The organism is uncultured Tateyamaria sp., from assembly GCF_947496075.1.
GTDB lineage: Bacteria > Pseudomonadota > Alphaproteobacteria > Rhodobacterales > Rhodobacteraceae > Tateyamaria.
Genome location: NZ_CANMBJ010000004.1, coordinates 766097 through 787269, shown reverse-complemented (window position 1 = coordinate 787269; position 21173 = coordinate 766097). Strand labels below are relative to the sequence as shown.

Annotated in this window: 17 protein-coding genes; 10 read left to right on the top strand and 7 right to left on the bottom strand. The window is 57.4% G+C overall.

The genetic code is table 11. The features are described from left to right. The first annotated feature begins 22 nt into the window (after positions 1 to 22). Positions 23 to 643, top strand: a complete 621-nt coding sequence (locus Q1A51_RS16215; RefSeq protein WP_299601145.1) for an RNA-binding protein — start codon at positions 23 to 25, stop codon at positions 641 to 643. Between the two features lie 9 nt (positions 644 to 652). Then, a complete protein-coding gene (infB, locus tag Q1A51_RS16210) occupies positions 653 to 3124 on the top strand; it encodes a translation initiation factor IF-2 (RefSeq protein ID WP_299203194.1) in 2472 nt (823 codons plus the stop codon). Positions 3125 to 3445: 321 nt separating this feature from the next. On the opposite strand, the gene mutT is transcribed toward infB, so the two are convergent. The 3 genes from mutT to Q1A51_RS16195 are packed head-to-tail and all read right to left on the bottom strand — an operon-like array spanning position 3446 to position 5910. Further along, entirely contained in the window at positions 3446 to 3844 is a 399-nt protein-coding gene (gene mutT / locus Q1A51_RS16205) for an 8-oxo-dGTP diphosphatase MutT (protein ID WP_299600697.1), read from the bottom strand. Then, complete coding sequence (argJ, locus tag Q1A51_RS16200; RefSeq protein ID WP_299600694.1) at positions 3841 to 5067, bottom strand: bifunctional glutamate N-acetyltransferase/amino-acid acetyltransferase ArgJ; 1227 nt, start codon at positions 5065 to 5067, stop codon at positions 3841 to 3843. Before argJ ends, mutT begins: the two co-directional genes overlap by 4 nt. 3 nt (positions 5068 to 5070) lie before the next feature. After that, positions 5071 to 5910, bottom strand: coding sequence for a peptidylprolyl isomerase (locus tag Q1A51_RS16195; RefSeq protein WP_299600692.1), 840 nt, complete (start codon positions 5908 to 5910; stop codon positions 5071 to 5073). A 177-nt stretch (positions 5911 to 6087) separates the two neighbouring features. Here Q1A51_RS16195 and secA point away from each other — a divergent pair, with 177 nt between their 5' ends. The 3 genes from secA to Q1A51_RS16180 all read left to right on the top strand — a co-directional run bounded on the left by secA (position 6088) and on the right by Q1A51_RS16180 (position 11480). Further along, a complete protein-coding gene (secA, locus tag Q1A51_RS16190; protein WP_299600690.1) occupies positions 6088 to 8787 on the top strand; it encodes a preprotein translocase subunit SecA in 2700 nt (899 codons plus the stop codon). Between the two features lie 107 nt (positions 8788 to 8894). Beyond that, the gene (locus Q1A51_RS16185) at positions 8895 to 9905 is read left to right on the top strand and encodes a hypothetical protein (protein ID WP_299600688.1); all 1011 of its coding nucleotides are present in this window, start codon (positions 8895 to 8897) and stop codon (positions 9903 to 9905) included. A 21-nt stretch (positions 9906 to 9926) separates the two neighbouring features. After that, on the top strand, positions 9927 to 11480 hold the full coding sequence (locus Q1A51_RS16180; RefSeq protein WP_299600685.1) for a substrate-binding domain-containing protein: 1554 nt from the start codon (positions 9927 to 9929) through the stop codon (positions 11478 to 11480). On the opposite strand, the gene radC is transcribed toward Q1A51_RS16180, so the two are convergent. The 3 genes from radC to dnaK form a co-directional block, all read right to left on the bottom strand. Further along, complete coding sequence (radC, locus tag Q1A51_RS16175) at positions 11477 to 12226, bottom strand: DNA repair protein RadC (RefSeq protein ID WP_299600682.1); 750 nt, start codon at positions 12224 to 12226, stop codon at positions 11477 to 11479. The two genes, Q1A51_RS16180 and radC, sit on opposite strands and share 4 nt — an antisense overlap. Positions 12227 to 12423: 197 nt before the next feature. Beyond that, positions 12424 to 13581: a molecular chaperone DnaJ gene (gene dnaJ / locus Q1A51_RS16170; protein ID WP_299600680.1), complete on the bottom strand. Its 1158-nt coding sequence runs from the start codon at positions 13579 to 13581 to the stop codon at positions 12424 to 12426. Between the two features lie 78 nt (positions 13582 to 13659). Then, complete coding sequence (gene dnaK, locus Q1A51_RS16165) at positions 13660 to 15570, bottom strand: molecular chaperone DnaK (protein WP_299203164.1); 1911 nt, start codon at positions 15568 to 15570, stop codon at positions 13660 to 13662. Positions 15571 to 15761: 191 nt separating this feature from the next. On the opposite strand from dnaK, the gene Q1A51_RS16160 reads away from it, so the two are divergent. Next, complete coding sequence (locus tag Q1A51_RS16160; protein ID WP_299600678.1) at positions 15762 to 16361, top strand: alpha-ketoglutarate-dependent dioxygenase AlkB; 600 nt, start codon at positions 15762 to 15764, stop codon at positions 16359 to 16361. A gap of 24 nt (positions 16362 to 16385) precedes the next feature. Here the strand turns inward: Q1A51_RS16160 and Q1A51_RS16155 are convergent, their stop codons facing one another. After that, positions 16386 to 17210, bottom strand: a complete 825-nt coding sequence (locus tag Q1A51_RS16155) for an ABC transporter permease (RefSeq protein WP_299600676.1) — start codon at positions 17208 to 17210, stop codon at positions 16386 to 16388. Between the two features lie 120 nt (positions 17211 to 17330). Here Q1A51_RS16155 and cysQ point away from each other — a divergent pair, with 120 nt between their 5' ends. The 4 genes from cysQ (at position 17331) to galU (ending at position 21173) form a co-directional block, all read left to right on the top strand. Then, on the top strand, positions 17331 to 18128 hold the full coding sequence (cysQ, locus tag Q1A51_RS16150) for a 3'(2'),5'-bisphosphate nucleotidase CysQ (protein WP_299600674.1): 798 nt from the start codon (positions 17331 to 17333) through the stop codon (positions 18126 to 18128). Beyond that, positions 18128 to 18928, top strand: a complete 801-nt coding sequence (locus Q1A51_RS16145) for a manno-octulosonate cytidylyltransferase (RefSeq protein WP_299600671.1) — start codon at positions 18128 to 18130, stop codon at positions 18926 to 18928. The genes cysQ and Q1A51_RS16145 overlap by 1 nt, the downstream gene beginning before the upstream one ends. Further along, the gene (locus Q1A51_RS16140) at positions 18925 to 20154 is read left to right on the top strand and encodes a glycosyltransferase (RefSeq protein WP_299600669.1); all 1230 of its coding nucleotides are present in this window, start codon (positions 18925 to 18927) and stop codon (positions 20152 to 20154) included. The genes Q1A51_RS16145 and Q1A51_RS16140 overlap by 4 nt, the downstream gene beginning before the upstream one ends. A gap of 125 nt (positions 20155 to 20279) precedes the next feature. Further along, a complete protein-coding gene (galU, locus tag Q1A51_RS16135) occupies positions 20280 to 21173 on the top strand; it encodes a UTP--glucose-1-phosphate uridylyltransferase GalU (protein ID WP_299203152.1) in 894 nt (297 codons plus the stop codon).

Here is a 21173-nt window from a genome sequence, read left to right as displayed (position 1 = left end):
TCTCAGGCCTCGGGTGAGCCTGATGGGTCGCGGTGGCGTCTCAAAGGATCGGTCGGATGGACCGGAGCGCAAGTGCATTGCCACGGGCGAGGTGCAACCCAAGTACGGGTTGATCCGCTTTGTCGTGGGTCCGGATGCACAGATCGTGCCGGACATTGCGGGCAAGTTGCCCGGTCGTGGTATCTATGTCGCCGCGGATCGGTCGGCCTTGGACAAGGCTGTTAAGAAGAAATTGTTTGCGCGGGGCGCTAAGCAACCCGTGCAGGTGCAAGACGATCTGGTCGACGAGGTCGAGCGGCAGTTGGCGCGGCGTGTGGTCGATTTGATCGCATTGTCCCGCAAAGGCGGACGCGCCGTAGCAGGCTATGAAAAAGTCAAGAATATGCTCCAGATAGAAGAGGCGCATGTTCTGATCCAGGCGGTTGATGGTTCGGGCCGTGGCAAGTCGAAGTTGAGTACGCCGCATTTCGGAACGTATATTGGCTGGCTGACGGCAGATGAGTTGGGTTTGGCCTTTGGCCGTCAAACTGTGATACATGGGGCGCTCGCCTCTGGTGGACTCACGCAACGTGTTGTAGAGGAAGCCAACCGTTTACGCGGCGTGCGCGAATATGACGGCGGCAAGGGCCGCCGGGAAGGATAGACGAGCTTTATGAGCGATACTGACGGGAAGAAGACTTTGGGTCTGCGCAGCGGCGCGCGTCCGGGCAATGTGAAACAGAGTTTCAGCCACGGGCGGACCAAGAATGTCGTCGTCGAAACCAAACGCAAGCGCGTTGTGGTGCCCAAGCCGGGTGCCGCAAAGCCTGCTGGCGCTGGTGGTGGTTCTGCTGGTGATCCAAGCCGTCGCCCTGCGGGTATTTCTGATGCCGAGATGGAGCGCCGCCTGAAGGCTGTGCAAGCCGCCAAGGCACGCGAGGTCGAAGAGACCGCAAAGCGGGAAGCTGAGGAAAAGGCCCGCGAGGCTGAACGCGAGCGTCGCCGCGCCGAAGCGGAAGCCAAGGAACAGGCCGAACGCGAGCGTGAGCAGGCCTTGAAGGCCAAGGAAGAAGAAGAGAAGCGCAAGGCGGCCGAAGCGGCAGCTGCTGCGCAGGCTGCTGCTGCGGCCCCGACCGAGGCGCCGAAGCCGGCGCAGCGGCAAGCTCAACCCGCATCCACGCCGCGCAAGACAGACCGTGATCGTGACCAGCGTCCCAACAACCGGGGCCGTGGTGATGATGGTGGACGCCGCTCTGGCAAGCTGACTCTGAACCAAGCCCTGTCGGGCGATGGTGGTCGCCAGCGCTCCATGGCAGCTATGAAGCGCAAGCAGGAACGCGCCCGGCAGAAAGCAATGGGTGGTTCGGTTGAGCGTGAAAAGGTCATGCGCACTGTGAACCTGCCAGAAGCCATTGTCGTTTCGGAACTGGCAAACCGTATGGCCGAACGCGTGGGCGATGTGGTCAAGGCGTTGATGAACAACGGCATGATGGTCACGCAGAACCAGACCATTGACGCCGATACCGCAGAGCTGATCATCGAAGAGTTCGGCCACAAGGTACAACGTGTGTCTGATGCCGACGTCGAAGACGTGATCAAGGAAATAGAGGATAGCGACGAGGATCTGGAAGGTCGTCCGCCGGTCATCACTATCATGGGCCACGTTGACCACGGTAAAACCTCGCTTCTGGACGCAATCCGCGATGCCAAGGTTGTTGCTGGCGAAGCCGGTGGCATTACCCAGCATATCGGTGCCTATCAGGTGAAAACCGATGGCGGCGCGGTGCTGTCCTTCTTGGATACACCTGGTCACGCAGCGTTCACTTCGATGCGGTCGCGCGGTGCACAGGTCACCGATATCGTGGTTCTGGTGGTTGCGGCGGATGACGCCGTGATGCCGCAGACCATTGAGGCCATCAACCACGCCAAAGCCGCCGAAGTGCCGATGATCGTGGCAATCAACAAATGCGACAAGCCCGAGGCGAACCCGGACAAAGTGCGTACTGACTTGCTGCAGCACGAAGTCATCGTCGAGAAGATGTCGGGTGAGGTACAGGATGTTGAAGTGTCCGCCATCACCGGTCAGGGACTTGACGAGTTGTTGGAGGCCATCGCGCTTCAGGCCGAGATCCTCGAACTGAAAGCTAACCCTGATCGTGCCGCCCAAGGTGCGGTGATCGAGGCGCAGCTTGATGTTGGCCGCGGTCCAGTGGCCACCGTTCTGATTCAGACAGGTACGCTGCGTCAGGGTGATATTTTTGTTGTGGGTGAGCAGTACGGTAAGGTCCGTGCGCTGATCAACGACAAGGGCGAGCGCGTGAAAGAGGCGGGCCCGTCGGTGCCGGTCGAGGTTCTGGGCCTGAACGGCACGCCCGAGGCAGGCGACGTTCTAAACGTGACAGAGACTGAAGCGCAGGCGCGCGAAATCGCCGAATATCGTGAGAAAGCGGCTAAGGACAAACGCGCGGCGGCTGGTGCGGCGACGACCCTCGAACAGCTGATGGCGAATGCCAAGGCGGATGAGAATGTCAGCGAATTGCCAATCCTTGTCAAAGCGGACGTACAAGGGTCTGCCGAGGCCATTGTTCAGGCGATGGAAAAGATCGGCAACGACGAGGTGCGCGTGCGCGTATTGCACTCGGGTGTTGGCGCCATCACCGAAACCGACGTTGGTTTGGCCGAGGCGTCTGGTGCACCGATCATGGGCTTCAACGTGCGTGCAAACGCATCGGCCCGGAACACGGCAAACCAGAAGGGTGTCGAAATTCGCTACTACTCGGTCATCTATGATCTTGTGGATGATGTGAAAGCTGCTGCATCTGGTCTGCTGAGTGCCGAGATCCGTGAAAACTTCATCGGATATGCCGAGATCAAGGAAGTCTTCAAGGTGTCTGGTGTCGGGAAGGTCGCGGGTTGTCTGGTCACCGAAGGTGTGGCGCGTCGGTCCGCAGGTGTACGTTTGCTGCGCGACAACGTGGTTATCCACGAAGGTACGTTGAAGACGCTGAAGCGCTTCAAGGATGAAGTGGCCGAGGTTCAGTCGGGTCAGGAATGCGGTATGGCGTTCGAAAACTACGACGATATCCGCCCACAAGATGTGATCGAGATCTTCGAACGGGAAGAGATCACGCGGACGCTCGAGTAAGCACCCTGCAATTGGAAATGAAAAAGGGGACGGTGCAAAACACCGTCCCCTTTTTCATATTGTCGCGTTAGGCAGCTTGCGAAACGGGAGTTCCAGAATAGTGAGCCCCGTCAACTCTGACAGTCACTCGTCCATCCGGAAGGGTTCTGACATAGATCCCCTGAATAAGAATGGCGCTGCCCATAGCAATCGTGCGTAGCATGACTTTCCTCCCCAAAAAGAAAGTTATGCTTCAACTATAAGTACGAAGGTTAATAAGTCATCAACAATGTTACAAAACCGTCACTTTTTTTGACAGTTTAAGAATATTGTTACCCGATGTTACAGCCAATCTCGGAGAATGGGGATCAAGGGCAAGTCGGCTGCGGGCATAGGATAGTCTCGCAAGTCCTTCGGACGGACCCACTTTAATGCCTGCCCTTCCTGCGATTTCGGCGTGCCGTCCCATTTTCTGCAGGCAAAGAGTGGCATCAATAGATGAAAATCATCATAGCTGTGGCTCGCGAAAGTGAGGGGGGCCAGACAGGATTGCCAGGTGTCGATCCCCAACTCTTCTTGCAATTCGCGGATCAGGGCAACTTCCGGCGTTTCCCCGGGCTCGACCTTGCCTCCTGGGAACTCCCACAACCCTGCCATGGACTTTCCTTCAGGGCGCTGCGCGATCAACACGCGACCGTCCACGTCGATCAACGCGACGGCAGAAACAAGAACTGTTTTCACGACCGATAATCCGCGTTGATGTCAATGTATCCGTGGGTCAAATCGCAGGTCCAAACGGTAGCTTTTCCTGACCCCATGCCGCAATCGACGCTAATGCGGATGTGATCACCCTTCATATGCGCTGCAGCATCTTCTTCGCGATAAGTCGCACTGACCCAACCATTCTCTGCAACCAGAATATCCCCGAACCAGATCGACAGCTTATCACGATCCGCAGGTGCACCGGATTTGCCAACGGCCATGACGACGCGGCCCCAGTTGGGATCTTCCCCGGCGATGGCCGTTTTAACGAGCGGAGAGTTGGCGATGGACAGGCCATGGGTTTTGGCCGCTGCCTTATCCGTGCATCCAGTCACCTCAATCTCCACGAACTTCGTCGCCCCTTCGCCATCGCGGACAACCTGGTGTGCCAAGTCCAACATGACCGCATGGAGCGCGTGCGCGAAGTCTGCATTTCCGGCAACATTCACACCACTGACCCCTGTTGCAGCAACAAGCAGGCTGTCCGAGGTTGAGGTGTCGCTGTCTACTGTGATGCAATTGAAGGTTTGATCAGAGGTTTGGCTTACCAAGCCTTGCAACTCATCCTGCCCAATCTTCGCATCTGTAAAGATGTACACCAGCATGGTGGCCATATCTGGCGCAATCATGCCGCTGCCCTTGGCGATGCCAGCGATCTTCACGGATTTCCCATCGATGGTTACCGTTTGGGTGGTACCCTTAGGGTACGTGTCCGTCGTCATGATGGCCGCAGCGGCATCCCCAATCGCGGCCGATGACTGGCTATCCACCAAATCCGCCAGATGTGCCGTGATCCTGTCGTGTGGCAATGGCTCGCCAATGACCCCTGTAGATGCTGTAAATATACGGCTTTCCGGCAGGTCTGCAGCGTCCGCGGTTGCACCAACCAAGGTTGCCACGGCGTCCGTTCCATTTCTGCCCGTAAAGGCATTGGCGTTGCCGGCGTTCACAAGAATGGCCGCGCCCGTATCGCTGGAGTGTCCCAGCTTTGCCTGACAATCCAGAACCGGTGCGGCGCGTGTCGATGATTTTGTGAACACACCTGCAATCGTCGTTCCCGGAGCGCATATGGCAAGCATAACATCCAAGCGTCCGGAGTAACGCACCCCCGCAGCAGCTGCTGCGAAGGTCACTCCGTCAATGGGTGGCAGGTCGGGGAAATGATCGGGTGCCAGAGGCGATCGCGGCAGTTCGCCAGCCATATGTTATTCCACCAGCGTCAAGTCGGACAGCACCGATGGATCGACTTCGGCAGCACCTGATTGATCGATCTGCGCACCGGCAGTCAGTTCCGCAACGTAGGTTTCGACGGTGGTACCGCGCACTTCTTCGGTCAATTCTTCGCGCACCTCATCCAACGCTGGGGCGTCCGGGGTGCGGGTTTCATTCAGGATGATCACATGCCAGCCAAACTGAGTTTGCACGGGGTCCGATACTTCGCCCACTTCAAGCGCGATGACAGCCGCTTCAAAGCTGGGTACCATGGCACCGCTGCCGAACCAGCCAAGCTCACCGCCATTTGGACCTGACGGACCGGTCGATTTCTCCCGAGCGGTCGCGGCAAAATCGGCACCGCCTTCAATCTCTGCTTTGATCGCCTTCGCCTCTTCCTCGGTTTCGACAAGGATATGCGAGGCGTTGTATTCTTCCTGCGGCGTCACGCCTTCGTACTTGGCGTCATAAGCGGACTGGATCGCTTCGTCCGTCAGCTTCTCTTGAAACAGGCTTTCCAGTTCCTCGCCCGCGGTCAGGGAGCGTGTTTCATTTTCGATCTGCAGTTCGGTGCGTTTCGGCAATTCGCCATCAAATGCTTGCGACAGCAGGGTCTGGTTGATCAGCTGTTCAAGGATGCCGTTGAACAGCACGTCGTTGGGCAGTTGTTGGAATTGTTGCGGCAAAGATGCGCGTGCCACGATCATGTGACCGATGGTGATATCAGTGCCATTTACAGTCGCCACAACCGTGTCTGCATCCTGTGCAGCGGCAGGCAACGCCATAGCGGCGACCAGACCAAGCGCTGGCAGGGAAAGGAAACGTTTTTTCATGGAACAGTCCTTGGGCTTCGGCGCCCCACCTGAGGCGCGCATTGACACGGTTTCGCGTGACCCTTACATCGCCCTATGGACGCGGCCCGGGCCGGTTTTCGCCCACCGTATTTATGGGCTTGGCGCGCGTCCGGCAAGCAATTGCTGCACAACATGAATTGATCGGCTGGAGAACGCATGCTCGGTTTCGGAACTCTCACCAAGAAGGTGTTTGGCACACCCAATGATCGCAAGGTCAAGGGCGCGCGTCCGCTGGTCGAAAAGATCAATGCGCTTGAGCCGGAATTCGAAGCGCTGAGTGATGAAGGGCTGAAGGACAAGACCGAAGCCCTGGCCAAACGCGCGATGGATGGCGAGAACCTGGATGACCTCCTGCCTGAGGCATTTGCCAATTGCCGCGAAGCTGCCAAGCGCACGCTTGGACTGCGCGCCTACGACACCCAGCTTCTAGGTGCCATTTTTTTGCATCAGGGCAACATCGCCGAGCAAAAGACCGGTGAAGGCAAAACCCTGACCGCAACCTTCGCCACCTATCTGAATGCGCTGACTGGTAAGGGCGTTCACGTTGTGACCGTGAATGACTACCTCGTCCAGCGCGATGCGGAATGGATGGGCAAAGTGTTCGGTGCCTTGGGCCTGACCACCGGCGTCGCTATTGCAGGCATGGACGAAGACGCCAAGCGCGCGGCCTATGCCTGTGACGTGACCTATGCGACCAACAACGAGCTTGGGTTCGACTATCTGCGCGACAACATGAAGCCCACGATCGAGGATATGGTCCAGCGCGGCCACAACTACGCCATTGTGGACGAGGTCGACAGTATCCTGATCGACGAGGCGCGGACGCCTTTGATCATTTCCGGCCCCTTGGCCGACCGGTCCGAGATGTACGTGACTATCGACGGTATCATTCCGCTGATCGAGGAAGATCACTTTACTCTCGATGAGAAGCAGAAGAACGTCACCTTCACCGATGAAGGTAACGAATTTCTGGAAGAACAGTTGCGCGTGCGTGGTCTGATCGAGCCCGAGGCGTCGCTCTATGACCCTGAAAGCACGTCCATCGTGCACCACGTCAATCAGGGTTTGCGCGCCCACAAGCTGTTTCAGAAAGACAAGGACTACATCGTTCGCAATGGCGATGTTGTTCTGATTGATGAATTTACCGGGCGTATGATGGCTGGTCGCCGTCTGTCCGACGGTTTGCACCAAGCCATCGAAGCTAAGGAAGGCGTGCAGATTCAGCCCGAGAACCAGACATTGGCATCGGTGACGTTCCAGAACTATTTCCGCCTCTACAACAAACTGGCGGGCATGACTGGTACGGCTGCGACCGAGGCCGAGGAATTTGCCACGATTTATGGTCTTGGTGTGGTCGAGGTCCCAACCCACAAGCCAATTGCGCGCTTGGATGAAGACGACAAGGTCTTCCGCACGGGGCAGGAAAAATACAAAGCCATGATCGACGAAATCAAGGCAGCCCATGAAAAGGGGCAGCCGGTTCTGGTCGGCACCACTTCCATCGACAAATCCGAGATGTTCTCGGAAGCTCTCAAGGCGGAGGGCATTGCGCACAATGTTCTGAACGCGCGCCAGCACGAGCAAGAAGCGCAGATCATCGCGGACGCCGGTAAATTTGGCGCTGTGACCATCGCCACGAACATGGCGGGCCGCGGCACCGACATTCAGCTCGGCGGCAATGTCGAGATGAAGGTACTGGAGGCCATCACAGCTGATCCCGAGGCCGACCCCGAAGAAGTGCGCAAGCGCATCGAGGCCGAGCATGAAGATGAAAAACAGAAGGTGCTTGCCGCCGGTGGCCTTTTTGTCCTGGCTTCCGAGCGCCATGAAAGCCGCCGCATCGACAACCAGTTGCGCGGGCGTTCAGGTCGTCAAGGTGACCCGGGCCGCACGTCATTCTACCTGAGCCTTGAAGATGACCTGATGCGGATCTTCGGCTCTGACCGTTTGGACAAGGTCCTCAAGACCCTCGGTATGGAAGAGGGCGAGGCGATTGTGCACCCGTGGGTTAACAAGTCGCTCGAGCGCGCGCAGGCCAAGGTCGAAGGCCGCAACTTTGACATCCGCAAGCAGCTGCTCAAGTTCGACGACGTTATGAATGATCAACGCCGGGTGATCTTTTCCCAGCGCCGGGAAATCATGGAAGCCGAGGATCTGTCGGAAATCACATCGGATATGCGCGACGAGGTCATTGATGACCTGATTGATCAGTACATGCCCGCGAAAAGCTATGCTGATCAATGGGACACAGAGGGCCTTTATGCCGCTGTGATCGAAAACCTCAGCATCGACGTGCCAGTTATGGCTTGGTGCGAGGAAGAGGGTGTAGATGACGAGCAGATCCGCGAGCGGCTGATCGAAGCCAGCGACAAGTTGATGGCTGACAAGGCAGAAGCGTTCGGCGAAGAGAGCATGCGCAGCATCGAAAAGCAGCTCATTCTGCAAGCCATCGATGGAAAATGGCGGGAGCATCTGCTGACGCTTGAACATTTGCGGTCGGTTGTCGGATTCCGCGGCTATGCGCAACGTGACCCGCTGAATGAGTACAAGAACGAGTCGTTTCAACTGTTCGAAACGATGCTTGAGAGCTTGCGCACCGAGGTGACAAACAAGCTGTCCCGTATTCGACCGCTGACAGATGAAGAACGCGAGCAGATGCTGACCCAGATGGCGGAGCAACAACAGCAGGTGCAAGATGCGGCAGAGAACAATGCGCCGCCTGCACCGACCGCCGAAGCGGTCGAAAACGGCTTTGATGAAAACGATCGAAATACATGGGGAAACCCGGGTCGCAACGAACCCTGCCCATGCGGTTCCGGCAAGAAGTTCAAGCATTGCCACGGCGCGCTGGTCTGACCCCGCCGCCGCATTCCTGCCTCAAAGAGTCCTAAGGTCGGTCACAACCAGGCCGTGTTGCTGTGCGAATCCCTTTCTTAACCAATCCGTGGGAAGGGAATGGGACGATGGGACGTACGAAAGAAATCGCGACCGGAGTCGCGACACTGGCAATCGCAGTCGGTATCGGTTTTGTCATGCAAAGCGGCGAGACCGCGCGCGAACGATATGGTGCGGTCGCCCGACCGATAGCCCAGTCTTCAATCATTCCGACCGGCAAACAGCTGAGTAGCACCGCCAGTGCGGATATCCTGCTTGAGGTTCAAGAGATCGAATTGACGTCGGCCAGCGATGCAGTTGCAACGCCAGTCCCGCGCATGGACAGCCATGTGCACCGTGTTTCGGCCCCGGCCACAGCAGAGTTGCTGGAAGGCGCTGATATCCTCCCTCAGGCTGAAGAGTGCAAAGTCATCGCAAATGCAGAGGTTGTGTCCGCTGCCATGGTCACCCTGAAACTGGACGCGCCATGTGCTGTCAATGAACGGCTGACGGTGCACCACAACGGCATGATGTTCACTGAAACAACCGATTCTGCTGGCAGACTGACTGTCACCGTCCCGGCATTGATCGAGCAGGCGGTTTTTATCCTCGCTTTGACCAACGGGGATGGTGCCGTCGCTCAAGCAACAGTGCCGGAGCTTGGACAGTACGAGCGCACGACCTTGCAATGGCGGGGGCGCGCTGGTTTTGAACTGCACGCACGCGAATTCGGTGCCGACTATGGGCAGGATGGCCATGTTTGGTCAGGTGTTGTTCAGAACACTGATGGAATGACTGACGGCAAGAACGGATACATCGTTCGCCTTGGCGACAGCCAGTCTGTGGAGCCGTTGATGGCCGAGGTTTATACCTTTCCGTCGGGAATGTCGGCACGGTCTGGAACGATTGACCTGACTGTTGAGGCCGAAGTGACCGCAGCGAACTGTGGACTAGAGGTTGAGGCGCAATCGCTGGAAATGATGACCGGCGGCAAGATGAAAACCCAGGATTTGACCCTGGCCGTACCCGGTTGTGACGCAGTTGGCAGTTTTCTGGTGTTGAACAATTTGGTTTCAGACATGAAAGTCGCCAGCAACTGACCGCAGCGACAAGGGCTTATCATGGCTTCGATACGTGCGGCGATTTTCGCCGCACTTTCTTTTTGTGGAACCGTGCTTTTTGCACAGGACGTCACGCTCACGTCGCCCGATGGGCAAGTGGAACTCAGCGGGACGCTTCTGGGATTTGATGGCGAGTTCTACCGTATTGAAACCGTCTATGGCGAACTGACCGTAGATGGCTCAGGTGTGCTGTGCGATGGGCCCGCCTGCCCAAATCTGCAGGACTTTGTGGCCGAGATCAGCTTATCCGGTTCTTCCACCATGGGCGCTGTTCTGATGCCTGCCTTGATCGAAGGGTTCGCGCTGCGCAACAATTACGAGGCGGAGCGGGAAGAGATCGACGCGCGCAACTTTGTCTACGAGTTGGCAGATACAGAAACCGGTAAACCCGTTGCACGTTTCTTTTTCCACGTGTCCACCACGGACGAGGGTTTCGCAGACCTATTGGCCAACGATGCGGACATTGTCATGGCTTTGCGTGAAATTCGGCCTGACGAGCGCCAGCTTGCCCGGGATGCCGGGATGGGTGACATGACGCAGGCCAACCGCAGCCGCGTCCTGGCGTTGGATGCCATGGTGCCAATCGTTTCACCATCAAACCCTGTTGATCGTATCTCTCCCCAGGATCTGGCCGCTGTCTTTGCCGGGACGATCACAAACTGGGCGGACCTCGGTGGGGCAAACGCCCCCATATCATTGCACTTACCGGGCGCTCGGACGGGGCTTGGCCAATCTGTCGAGGATGACGTTATGGGCCCCGCACGCTTCACCTTTGCCGAAGTGATCACGCGTCATGACCGTGGCTTGGATGTTTTGAATGCTGTTCTGACCGACCCATTTGCCATTGGCATCGCCAGCTATGCCGACACTGGTAACGCACGCGCACTTACTTTGACGGGCTCGTGCGGGTTTTCCCTGTCGGCGGGTCGGGAGACCATCAAGACAGAAGATTATCCGCTTACGGCACCAATGTTTCTGTATTTGCCTGCGAGGCGTTTGCCCAAGATTGGGCGGGAGTTTCTGGCCTTTACGCGCGGTCCATCCGCGCAAGTGGTCATTCGCCGCGTCGGGTTCGTCGATCAGGCACCAGAAGAGGTGTCGATCAACGATCAGGGCTATCGCTTTGCCAACGCTGTAACGTCCGCTGGCCCGGAGATATCTCTTGAGGAGCTGCAGCGCATGACGCGTACGTTTTACGGCATGTCACGCCTGACAACTTCTTTCCGGTTCGAGGCGGGGTCGGTGCGTTTGGATGCGCAATCGCGGTCAAATGTTCAACAACTGGCGCGGGCGATGGAGCAGGGTAAGTACGACGCGCGGCAGGTTTTGTTGGTTGGGTTCAGCGATGGAGACGGTCCTGCAACCGCAAATCGGGACATTGCCCTGCGCCGCGCTGATGCGGTGCGCCGCGCTGTAGTTGCGGCCGCTGAGACGGCAAATTTTGAGCGTATCCAATTGGGTGTTGATGCATTCGGAGAGGCGCTTCCGATGGCGTGCGACGACAGCGCATGGGGCCGAAAAGCCAACCGCCGGGTCGAGGTTTGGGTGCGCTAGAGGTACCCTTCCGACTTGAAGCTCAACTCGCGGCTTTTGCCGACAATCAGATGATCGTGCAGGGTGATGCCAAGGGCGGAACAGGCCATTTCCATCTTTGCTGTCATATCGATGTCTGACTGGCTGGGGGTGGGATCACCCGATGGGTGATTATGAACCAGGATCAGTGCGGATGCGTTCAGCTCCAGCGCCCGTTTGGCCACTTCGCGCGGATAGACGGGCACATGATCGACTGTGCCCTTGGCTTGCTCTTCATCGGCAATCAGTACGTTCTTGCGATCAAGGTAGAGGACGCGAAATTGTTCGGTCTCGCGGTGTGCCATGGTGGTGTGGCAGTAGTCGAGCAGGGCGTCCCAACTGGTGATTACCTGTCTGTTCAATACCTTGGAACGTGCCATCCGTTGTGCGGCCGCCTCGACAATCTTCAGCTCGCAGATCACCGCGTCACCTATGCCTTTGAAGCCGCGTAGCCGTTCAATAGGTGCCGTGACCACGCGATTAAAATCACCAAACTCTGCCATCAGGGCATGGGCGAGCGGTTTCACATCCTGCCGTGGGATGGCGCGGAACAGAACCAATTCAAGCATCTCGTAATCGGGTAGGGCGCCAGCGCCCCCATCCATGAACCTGGCGCGCAGACGCTTGCGGTGGTCCGCCATATAGGATGGTGTACGGCCTTTGGGCAGTGGGACGGCTACGGCCTCGTCCAGATCGAAAGGTAGCGGCTGTTCAGCGAAATGCGACATATGTGCAGAATGCCGCAAGTTAGGTTAGCGAAGGATTAATTAAGGCTCAGAGGTTGACGGGGAATCGCCGATGGCGGATTGAATCCGCCTTACACTTGCTCCCGTAACGCAGATCTTGATCCGCTTTACAGGTTTATCTTCAATGCGTTGGAGAATAGGTTTTGTAAGGCGGAGTTAACTCCGCCTTACGTGAGGTGTTAGCCCTTCATCGAATCCCAAAAGGATTTAACAGACGAAAAGAAACTGGACGATTCTGGGTTGTTCTCTTCCGAGAGTTCTTCGAATTCGCGCAGCAGCTCTTTTTGCCGGGCCGTCAGGTTGACCGGGGTTTCCACGGCCAGTTCGATGAACATGTCACCTGCACCACCACCCCGCAGGGCAGGCATACCTTTGCTGCGCAGGCGCATCTGCCGACCTGACTGTGAACCAGCAGGGATTTGTACCCGGCCACGTCCACCGTCGATGGTTGGAACCTCAATGGATCCACCCAATGCCGCTGTCCCCATGCTTACGGGCACGCGGCAGAACAGATTGGTGCCGTCGCGCTCAAAAAGCTTGTGATCAGTCACGTCGATAAAGATGTAGAGATCACCCGACGGACCACCACGCATCCCCGCTTCACCTTCGCCCGCTAAACGGATGCGCGTGCCGGTTTCGACGCCAGCGGGGATGTTCACCGACAACGCACGATCTTTTTCGACACGGCCCGCACCCGAGCAGACCTTGCACGGATCCTTAATGATCTGACCAAGACCAGAGCATGTCGGGCAGGTCCGTTCCACGGTGAAAAAGCCCTGCTGTGCACGCACCTTACCCATGCCGGAGCATGTCGGGCACGTAGTCGGTTCAGATCCACCCTCGGCCCCGGTTCCCGAGCAGTTGTCGCATTGCACGGATGTGGGCACGTTGATGGTTTTCTGCAGCCCTGCAAACGCGTCTTCCAGCGAAACACGCAGATTGTACCGCAGATCAGAACCGCGCGATGCACGTTGGCGCCCGCCGCCACCACGTTGGCCGCCCATGAAGTCGCCGAATAGGTCATCGAAGACGTCAGAGAAGGCAGAGCCGAAATCACCCTGTCCGCCGCCAAAACCACCACCGGGACGTCCGCCGCCACCGCCCATTCCACCTTCGAATGCCGCATGACCGAACCGATCATAGGCAGCTTTCTTGTCGGCATCCTTTAGAACGTCATAGGCTTCGTTCGCTTCCTTGAACTGTGCCTCGGCGTTTGGATTGTCCGAATTACGGTCAGGGTGCAGTTCCTTGGCTTTCTTGCGATAGCCCTTCTTGATCTCGTCGGCGGATGCACCTTTCGAGACTCCAAGCACGTCGTAATAGTCACGTTTTGCCATGGATTATGTCCTTTGCTGGAACGTCTGAGGCCGGCCCTTTGTGGCCGGCCTCGTGATTGGTTCCTCTGAGGCCCAAAATCAGGCGCGTTTGTCGTCGTCGAGATCTTCGAATTCGGCATCGACGATGTCGTCTTCATCCGCACGAGGCTCATCAGCCGCCTGCGGTTCGTCGTCTCCGTCGTCTTGTGCTGCCTTGTAGATCGCTTCGCCCAGTTTCATGGCCGATTCGGTCACGTTCTGGATGCCAGATTTGATCTTGTCGGCGTTTTCGGTTTCGATCTCGTCCTTGAGCGCGGCAATGGCCAGTTCGATCGCTTCGACCGTGGTCGGATCGACCTTGTCCGAATGCTCTTCCAGCGACTTTTCGGTCGAGTGGATGAGGCTTTCGGCCTGGTTCTTCGCTTCGATCAGTTCGCGACGTTCCTTATCCGCCTCGGCATTGTCCTCGGCGTCCTTGACCATCTGTTCGATGTCCTCGTCGGACAAACCGCCCGAGGCCTGGATTGTAATCTGCTGCTCCTTGCCAGTGCCCTTGTCCTTGGCGCCCACTGACACGATGCCGTTGGCGTCGATGTCAAAGGTCACTTCGATTTGCGGCATGCCGCGCGGTGCAGGCGGGATGTTTTCCAGGTTGAAGTTGCCCAGTATCTTGTTGTCCGACGCCATTTCGCGTTCACCTTGGAAAACCCGAATGGTGACAGCGTTCTGGTTATCTTCTGCCGTCGAGAAGATTTGCGATTTCTTCGTTGGGATCGTGGTGTTGCGATCGATCAGGCGCGTGAACACGCCACCCAATGTTTCGATCCCCATCGACAACGGGGTCACGTCGAGCAGGACAACATCTTTTACGTCGCCTTGCAGAACACCGGCCTGAATGGCCGCGCCCATGGCAACCACTTCGTCAGGGTTCACACCCTTGTGAGGTTCCTTGCCAAAGAACTTGGTCACTTCTTCGATCACTTTGGGCATGCGGGTCATACCGCCGACCAGAACAACCTCGTCAATGTCGGAAGCCGAGAGGCCCGCGTCTTTTAACGCTGCGGCACAGGGCTTCATCGACGCCTTGATAAGGTCACCCACCAGGCTTTCCAGCTTGGCGCGCGTCAGCTTCATTACCATGTGCAGCGGCTGACCGTTCGATCCCATCGAGATGAAGGGCTGGTTGATTTCGGTTTGGCTGGAGGAGGACAGTTCAATCTTGGCCTTCTCTGCCGCTTCCTTCAGGCGTTGCAGCGCCATCTTGTCAGCGGTCAGGTCGACCGAGTGCTCTTTTTTGAACTCGCCCGCCAGGTAGTTGACGATCCGCATGTCAAAGTCTTCACCACCGAGGAACGTGTCACCGTTGGTGGATTTAACCTCGAACAGTCCTTCGTCGATCTCGAGGATGGTTACGTCGAACGTACCACCGCCAAGGTCATAGACTGCAATGGTTTGGCTGTCTTCTTTGTCGAGGCCATAGGCCAGCGCGGCCGCTGTTGGTTCGTTGATGATCCGCAGTACTTCAAGGCCGGCAATCTTGCCGGCGTCTTTCGTCGCCTGGCGCTGAGCGTCGTTGAAGTAGGCGGGAACGGTGATGACCGCTTGGGTCACGTCTTCGCCAAGGTAGCTCTCGGCTGTCTCTTTCATCTTGCCCAGGATGAAGGCAGAGATCTGGCTCGGCGAGTATTTTTCGCCGCGTGCTTCGACCCATGCGTCGCCATTGCCACCGTCAATCACGGCGAAGGGCAGGTTTTTCTTGTCCTTGGCCAGATCCGCATCGTCATTGCGGCGGCCAATCAGGCGTTTGACGCCAAAGATGGTGTTGTCCGGGTTGGTGACGGCCTGACGCTTGGCTGGTTGGCCCACGAGCCGTTCGTTTTCCGTAAAGGCAACGATGGACGGAGTTGTCCGTGCGCCTTCTGCATTTTCAATCACTCGGGGCTGGCTGCCATCCATGATGGCGATGCAGCTGTTTGTTGTCCCAAGGTCAATACCGATGACTTTAGCCATGTTTTCGATCCCTCATATCAGTTCAAGGCGATGACACGAGGCGACGACCCGTTTTGGCATCGACGCCCCGCATAGGTTTGCGCACGATTTCGTGCGCGCTGCGGCGTATATAAGGAGGGTGAATAGACGCTGCAACCGTTCTAACGGGCCTCAAAACGGCAAAATTGCACATAACTGAAGGGGACTGGGCCATGCACGTCATCGTGCGGGGATTTGATATTCACAAGGCGTATCTGGATCCGACTCAGCAAGTAGGCCTGGTTGACGATATTCGGCGTGTTGCCGAGGCGGCGCCGATGTTCTCGCCCGAGACCCCGTACGGCAAGCCGATGTCGGTGCGCATGACCTCTGCCGGGGCAGTTGGATGGTATGCGGATCATTCCGGTTATCGCTATGTTCCCAAGCACCCAAATGGTGTGGACTGGCCGCCAATCCCAGATGCCGTTCTGGAATTGTGGCATGACATGACCGGATTGGAACGCGCGCCTGATTGTTGCCTGATCAACTACTACGGAGAAGGTGCGCGCATGGGGATGCATCAGGACAAGGACGAGGCAGATTTCAAGTGGCCGGTTTTGTCCGTATCCTTGGGGGATGCCGGGCTGTTCCGGATCGGAAACACGACACGCGGCGGAAAGACCGAGTCGCTTTGGCTTGAAAGCGGAGATGTCGTGCTGATGGGTGATGAAGCGCGACTGACCTATCACGGTGTGGACCGGATCAGGTTTAGGTCCTCATCATTGCTGCCCAAGGGTGGGCGTATCAACCTAACATGCCGTGTTGTGTTTTGACGGCTGTGGCCACCAGCGTGGTGGTCAGCGCCGGGCGTTCCAACTGATCGATGCATGGCGGCGGGTATAGAACTCGCCCATAAGACCAATCATGATCAGGACAACACCCACCCACCATGCGTATTCCCAACTGGAATAGCGCGGGTTGTAGTTGATGAATGTGTAGCCGCGCGATTGGTCGATCACGTGAAAAAGTGGGTTCCAGTCAAACATCGCAAGCATGAACCCAGGCAATGTGTTGGCGACAAACATCTTACCCGACGCGATCATGTTTGCACGCTGATAAACCTGGGTGAAAATGGAGACGAAGGTTGGAAACCATGGCTTGATGGCCAAAAGCACCAGCCCCAACGCGCACCCTGTGAACCACGCCAGCAGCAGCATCCCAAACGCCTGGAAAGGCTGGTCGATTTCGACAGGTGTGAAAGCCACATGGTAGACGAACAAGATCATAAACAGCGACAGAACCTGTACATACAGCGCGCCCAGTGCGGCCGAACAGATGGACACGATGGTGTTCATCGGCGCGTGTTGCATCATGGGGCTGGCGGGTCCTTCGGCGCCTGTGACCGCGCCCAATGACTTCACATGTGTCATGTACAGGAAGATTCCCGTCATGATGTAGAGCAGGAAGTCGCCTCGGATTGCTGCGCCCCGCAGGCCCAAAACCGAGAACATGACATAGAACGCCATCACGAAAATCACCGCCTGCAGCATGTTCATTGCAATGGCTAGAAAGGCGTTGTTGTGGGTCTTGCGCACATTGCGCACGATCGAGTGATAGATCACCTCGAACATGGCTAGGGCGCTGCCTAACCCTGACTGCGGTTTGCGCGTTGATTGAAACATGAGCGGTTTTTGCCTCGTATGCCGCGATGGTCGCAGGGAATTCTTGCCGTTCCGTTATCGTCGCATCATAAGGGCCGCGCAGGCAGTTTTCAACAAATGCCCAGCCAAGGAGGCTATTTGATGACGTACGAAGAATTGGTCCCCGTGATCCGCAAGCTCGCCTTGGAAGCGGGCGACAAGATCATGGAGATTTATGGCGCCGATGACTTCGATGTGAAAGTCAAATCAGATGACAGCCCAGTGACCGAAGCGGATGAAGCTGCGGATGCACTGATTTCGGCTGGCCTCCGCGCCGCGTTTCCTGACGTCATGCTGGTGACCGAAGAACAGTCGGCCACCCATGACACGACTGGAAAGACTTTTCTGATTGTTGACCCGCTCGACGGGACCAAGGAATTTGTGCACCGCCGTGGAGACTTCACGGTGAACATCGCCCTTGTCGAAGATGGCGTGCCAACCCGCGGCGTTGTCTACGCTCCGGCCAAGGGTCGCATGTTCTATACTCAAGCAGACGGGAAAACGGTGGAAGAAACCGGCGCACTCGATAAAGACACAGTCGGCGCGGTTACCCCGTTATCTGTTGCCAACAGTGACAACAGCGCCTTGATGGTGGTTGCATCGAAGTCACACCGCGATCAGGCGACAGACGACTACATCAACAAATACGCGGTCAAAGACATGAAAAGCGCGGGGTCGTCTCTGAAATTCTGCCTTGTGGCGACCGGGGAAGCCGACATCTACCCCCGCGTCGGTCGCACGATGGAATGGGACACTGCGGCTGGTCACGCTGTGCTGGCCGGTGCCGGTGGTAAGGTTGTTCGTTTTGACGATCACAGCCCGCTGGTCTACGGCAAGGAAGGCTATGCCAATCCTTTCTTTATCGCTTACGCGCCCGCCGTTGATCTGAAATCAGCCTAATGTCTGTCCTAATCGTTATCCCGGCGCGCTATGCGTCGTCCCGTTATCCGGGCAAGCCGCTGGTGCCGCTGACCGGCGCGACCGGTCAGTCGCAAACGTTGATTGAACGCAGCTGGCGCGCGGCTTTGGCTGTGGATGGCGTCGACCGTGTTGTCGTCGCGACGGATGACGATCGGATAAAAGAGGCGTCAGAGGCTTTTGGAGCCGAGGTCGTGATGACCTCGGACACCTGTGGCAACGGCACCGAGCGCTGTGCCGAAGCGCACCAGGCGCTGGGCGCTGGGTACGAGATTGTGGTCAACTTGCAAGGGGACGCGCCCCTGACCCCGGCCTGGTTCATCGAGGGGTTGGTGGCTGGACTGCGCGCAGCGCCTGATGCCGAGATTGCCACACCGGTGCTGCGTTGCGACGGAGCGACCTTGCGCGGGTTCCTCGAAGATCGAAGGGCCGGCCGTGTTGGCGGCACGACCGCGGTTTTTGGCGTGGCTGGTCAGGCGATGTACTTCTCCAAAGAAGTGATCCCTTACACGAATGGCACCTATGCGGATGATGCGGATACGCCCGTGTTCCATCACGTTGGCGTTTACGCCTACCGACCCGATGCCTTGGCTGCCTATCCGACGTGGCCCGTGGGCCCATTGGAGACACTGGAAGGGTTGGAACAGCTGCGTTTTCTTGAAAACGGACGTCAGGTTCTGTGTGTCGAAGTTGAGGCGCGAGGCCGCCAGTTCTGGGAGTTGAACAACCCCGCCGATGTTCCCCGGATCGAAGCAATGATGGCAGAAATGGGAGTGGCATGACGCAACCGACGGTCAGTGTTGTGGTGGTAAGCCGCGACCGGCCGACCGCGCTGACATGGTGCCTGACCGGGGTGTCCCAGCTTCAGTATCCGGTATTCGAGGTCGTGGTTGTTGCGGACCCAGCCGGTTGTAGTGCCCTGCGGGCGGGACCATTTGCCGATCAAGTCAAGCTGGTTGAATTTGACCGGCCAAACATTTCCGAAGCGCGTAACCTTGGTATCAGCCATGCGGCGGGCGACATCGTGGCGTTCATCGATGACGATGCCGTGCCTGAGCCAAGCTGGCTTCACCAGCTCGTTGCACCAGCAGACCGACAGCATGTTGCGGCAGTTGGTGGCTTTGTTCGGGGGCGGAATGGTATCTCTTGGCAATGGCAGGCGCGTACCGTGGACACGATGGGTGCCGCACAGCCATTGGACGTTAGCCCGAACCGGGCGACCCTTTTGACACCCAAGGGACGGCGCGCAACCAAGACCGAAGGCACGAACATGGCCGTGCGCCGTGACGTGTTAGTGACGCTGGAGGGGTTCGATCCCGGTTTTGCATTCTATCTTGATGAAACCGATCTGAACTTGCGTTTGGCTCGTGGCGGGTATGTAACGGCCATCGTGCCGATGGCAGAAGTGCATCATGGGTTCGCGGCAAGCCCGCGCAGGCGTCAGGATCGTGTTCCACGCGACCTGTTTGATATCGGGTCAAGTTGGGCGGTTTTTCAGCGCAAATACCTCTCTGAACACCAGCGCCGAGACCATTGGCGTGCCATCCGAAGCAGCGAGCGCAGGCGGGTGTTGACCCATATGGTTGCCGGGCGGCTGTTGCCTCGCGATGTGCGCCATCTGCTTTCGCGTCTGGACAAGGGCTATAGTCAGGGGTTGATGCGTCAGCGCGGTGGCGCGCAAGTCTCACGCAGTCCGATCTCTGCGTTCAAGCCCTTTCCGTGGCAACGACGGACATCCGTTGTGTTGGCCGGGCGGAGCTGGCAGCGCGAACGTCTTCGCACCGAGGCAGCCAAGCGCGTAGAGCAGGGCGAAATTGTATCGCTTTTTTTGTTCTCACCGACTACGCTACGGCATCGCGTGGGCTTTGATCCTGCTGGATTCTGGGAACAAAGTGGTGGCCTGTTCGGCAAATCAAACCGCAACGCGCCGGTGTTTCGAATGTTCAGCTTTGGCGAACGTGTCGCAGCAGAAACAAGCCGCATCGGCAAACAGCGGCTGATTGATTAGCGAATTTTGGCGCGTCTGGGCAACACTTAGCCTGTGCTGACCGGGATTAGGGAATTGGACATTCGTTTGACGCAGTTTAGTAGTAATCACGTTGATAATACGTGTTTTGTAAGCAGAGGGTGACTATGCGCAAAAAGGTGACCAAGGCGATCTTTCCGGTTGCGGGTTTGGGAACGCGATTCCTGCCAGCGACAAAATCGGTGCCAAAGGAAATCATGACACTCGTTGACCGCCCGTTGATCCAGTACGCGATTGATGAAGCGCGTGCCGCCGGGATCAAGGAGTTCATTTTTGTCACCTCGCGCGGTAAAGGGGCGCTCGAAGACTACTTTGACCACGCGCCAACACTCGAACAGGAGCTGCGCAAAAAGGGCAAAGACCAGCTTCTTGAGACCCTCAAGGACACCAATATGGAAAGCGGGGCAATTGCCTATATCCGCCAGCACAAGGCGCTTGGCCTTGGGCACGCCGTATGGTGCGCACGCCGCTTGATCGCGAACGAACCCTTTGCTGTGATCCTGCCGGATGACGTGATTGCTGCGGACACGCCTTGTCTGCAACAGATGGTGGAAGCTTACAACGAAACCGGCGGCAACATCGTGGCCGCCATGGAAGTTCCGCCTGAGCGTGCGTCCTCTTATGGTGTGCTCGACATCAAGAACGATATGGGCCATCTGGTCGAAGCCAAAGGTATGGTCGAAAAACCCCCGGCAGGCGAAGCACCCTCGAACCTAGCCGTGATCGGACGCTACATTCTGACCACCAAGGTTCTTCGATCGCTCAACCAGATGAAGTCGGGCGCAGGCGGGGAAATCCAGCTGACGGATGCAATTGCCAGCGAAATTGGCGGGGAGGATGGCGTGTACGGCTTCCGTTTCCGCGGTCAGCGCTTCGATTGTGGATCCAAATCCGGTTTCCTGCAGGCTACCGTTGCCTTTGGTCTGGCGCGGGATGAATTGCGGGATGACCTGCTTGGCTATATTCGTGATGTTGTCCAAATGGACAAAGCTGCCGAGTAA

Excerpts from the sequence above, each read along its gene's own strand:
- Q1A51_RS16215 (WP_299601145.1), top strand. The coding sequence starts at position 23 with ATGGGTCGCGGTGGCGTCTCAAAGGATCGGTCGGATGGACCGGAGCGC.
- infB (WP_299203194.1), top strand. The coding sequence starts at position 653 with ATGAGCGATACTGACGGGAAGAAGACTTTGGGTCTGCGCAGCGGCGCG.
- argJ (WP_299600694.1), bottom strand. The coding sequence starts at position 5,067 with ATGGCTGGCGAACTGCCGCGATCGCCTCTGGCACCCGATCATTTCCCC.
- Q1A51_RS16195 (WP_299600692.1), bottom strand. The coding sequence starts at position 5,910 with ATGAAAAAACGTTTCCTTTCCCTGCCAGCGCTTGGTCTGGTCGCCGCT.
- secA (WP_299600690.1), top strand. The coding sequence starts at position 6,088 with ATGCTCGGTTTCGGAACTCTCACCAAGAAGGTGTTTGGCACACCCAAT.
- Q1A51_RS16185 (WP_299600688.1), top strand. The coding sequence starts at position 8,895 with ATGGGACGTACGAAAGAAATCGCGACCGGAGTCGCGACACTGGCAATC.
- Q1A51_RS16180 (WP_299600685.1), top strand. The coding sequence starts at position 9,927 with ATGGCTTCGATACGTGCGGCGATTTTCGCCGCACTTTCTTTTTGTGGA.
- radC (WP_299600682.1), bottom strand. The coding sequence starts at position 12,226 with ATGTCGCATTTCGCTGAACAGCCGCTACCTTTCGATCTGGACGAGGCC.
- dnaJ (WP_299600680.1), bottom strand. The coding sequence starts at position 13,581 with ATGGCAAAACGTGACTATTACGACGTGCTTGGAGTCTCGAAAGGTGCA.
- dnaK (WP_299203164.1), bottom strand. The coding sequence starts at position 15,570 with ATGGCTAAAGTCATCGGTATTGACCTTGGGACAACAAACAGCTGCATC.
- Q1A51_RS16160 (WP_299600678.1), top strand. The coding sequence starts at position 15,762 with ATGCACGTCATCGTGCGGGGATTTGATATTCACAAGGCGTATCTGGAT.
- Q1A51_RS16155 (WP_299600676.1), bottom strand. The coding sequence starts at position 17,210 with ATGTTTCAATCAACGCGCAAACCGCAGTCAGGGTTAGGCAGCGCCCTA.
- cysQ (WP_299600674.1), top strand. The coding sequence starts at position 17,331 with ATGACGTACGAAGAATTGGTCCCCGTGATCCGCAAGCTCGCCTTGGAA.
- Q1A51_RS16145 (WP_299600671.1), top strand. The coding sequence starts at position 18,128 with ATGTCTGTCCTAATCGTTATCCCGGCGCGCTATGCGTCGTCCCGTTAT.
- Q1A51_RS16140 (WP_299600669.1), top strand. The coding sequence starts at position 18,925 with ATGACGCAACCGACGGTCAGTGTTGTGGTGGTAAGCCGCGACCGGCCG.
- galU (WP_299203152.1), top strand. The coding sequence starts at position 20,280 with ATGCGCAAAAAGGTGACCAAGGCGATCTTTCCGGTTGCGGGTTTGGGA.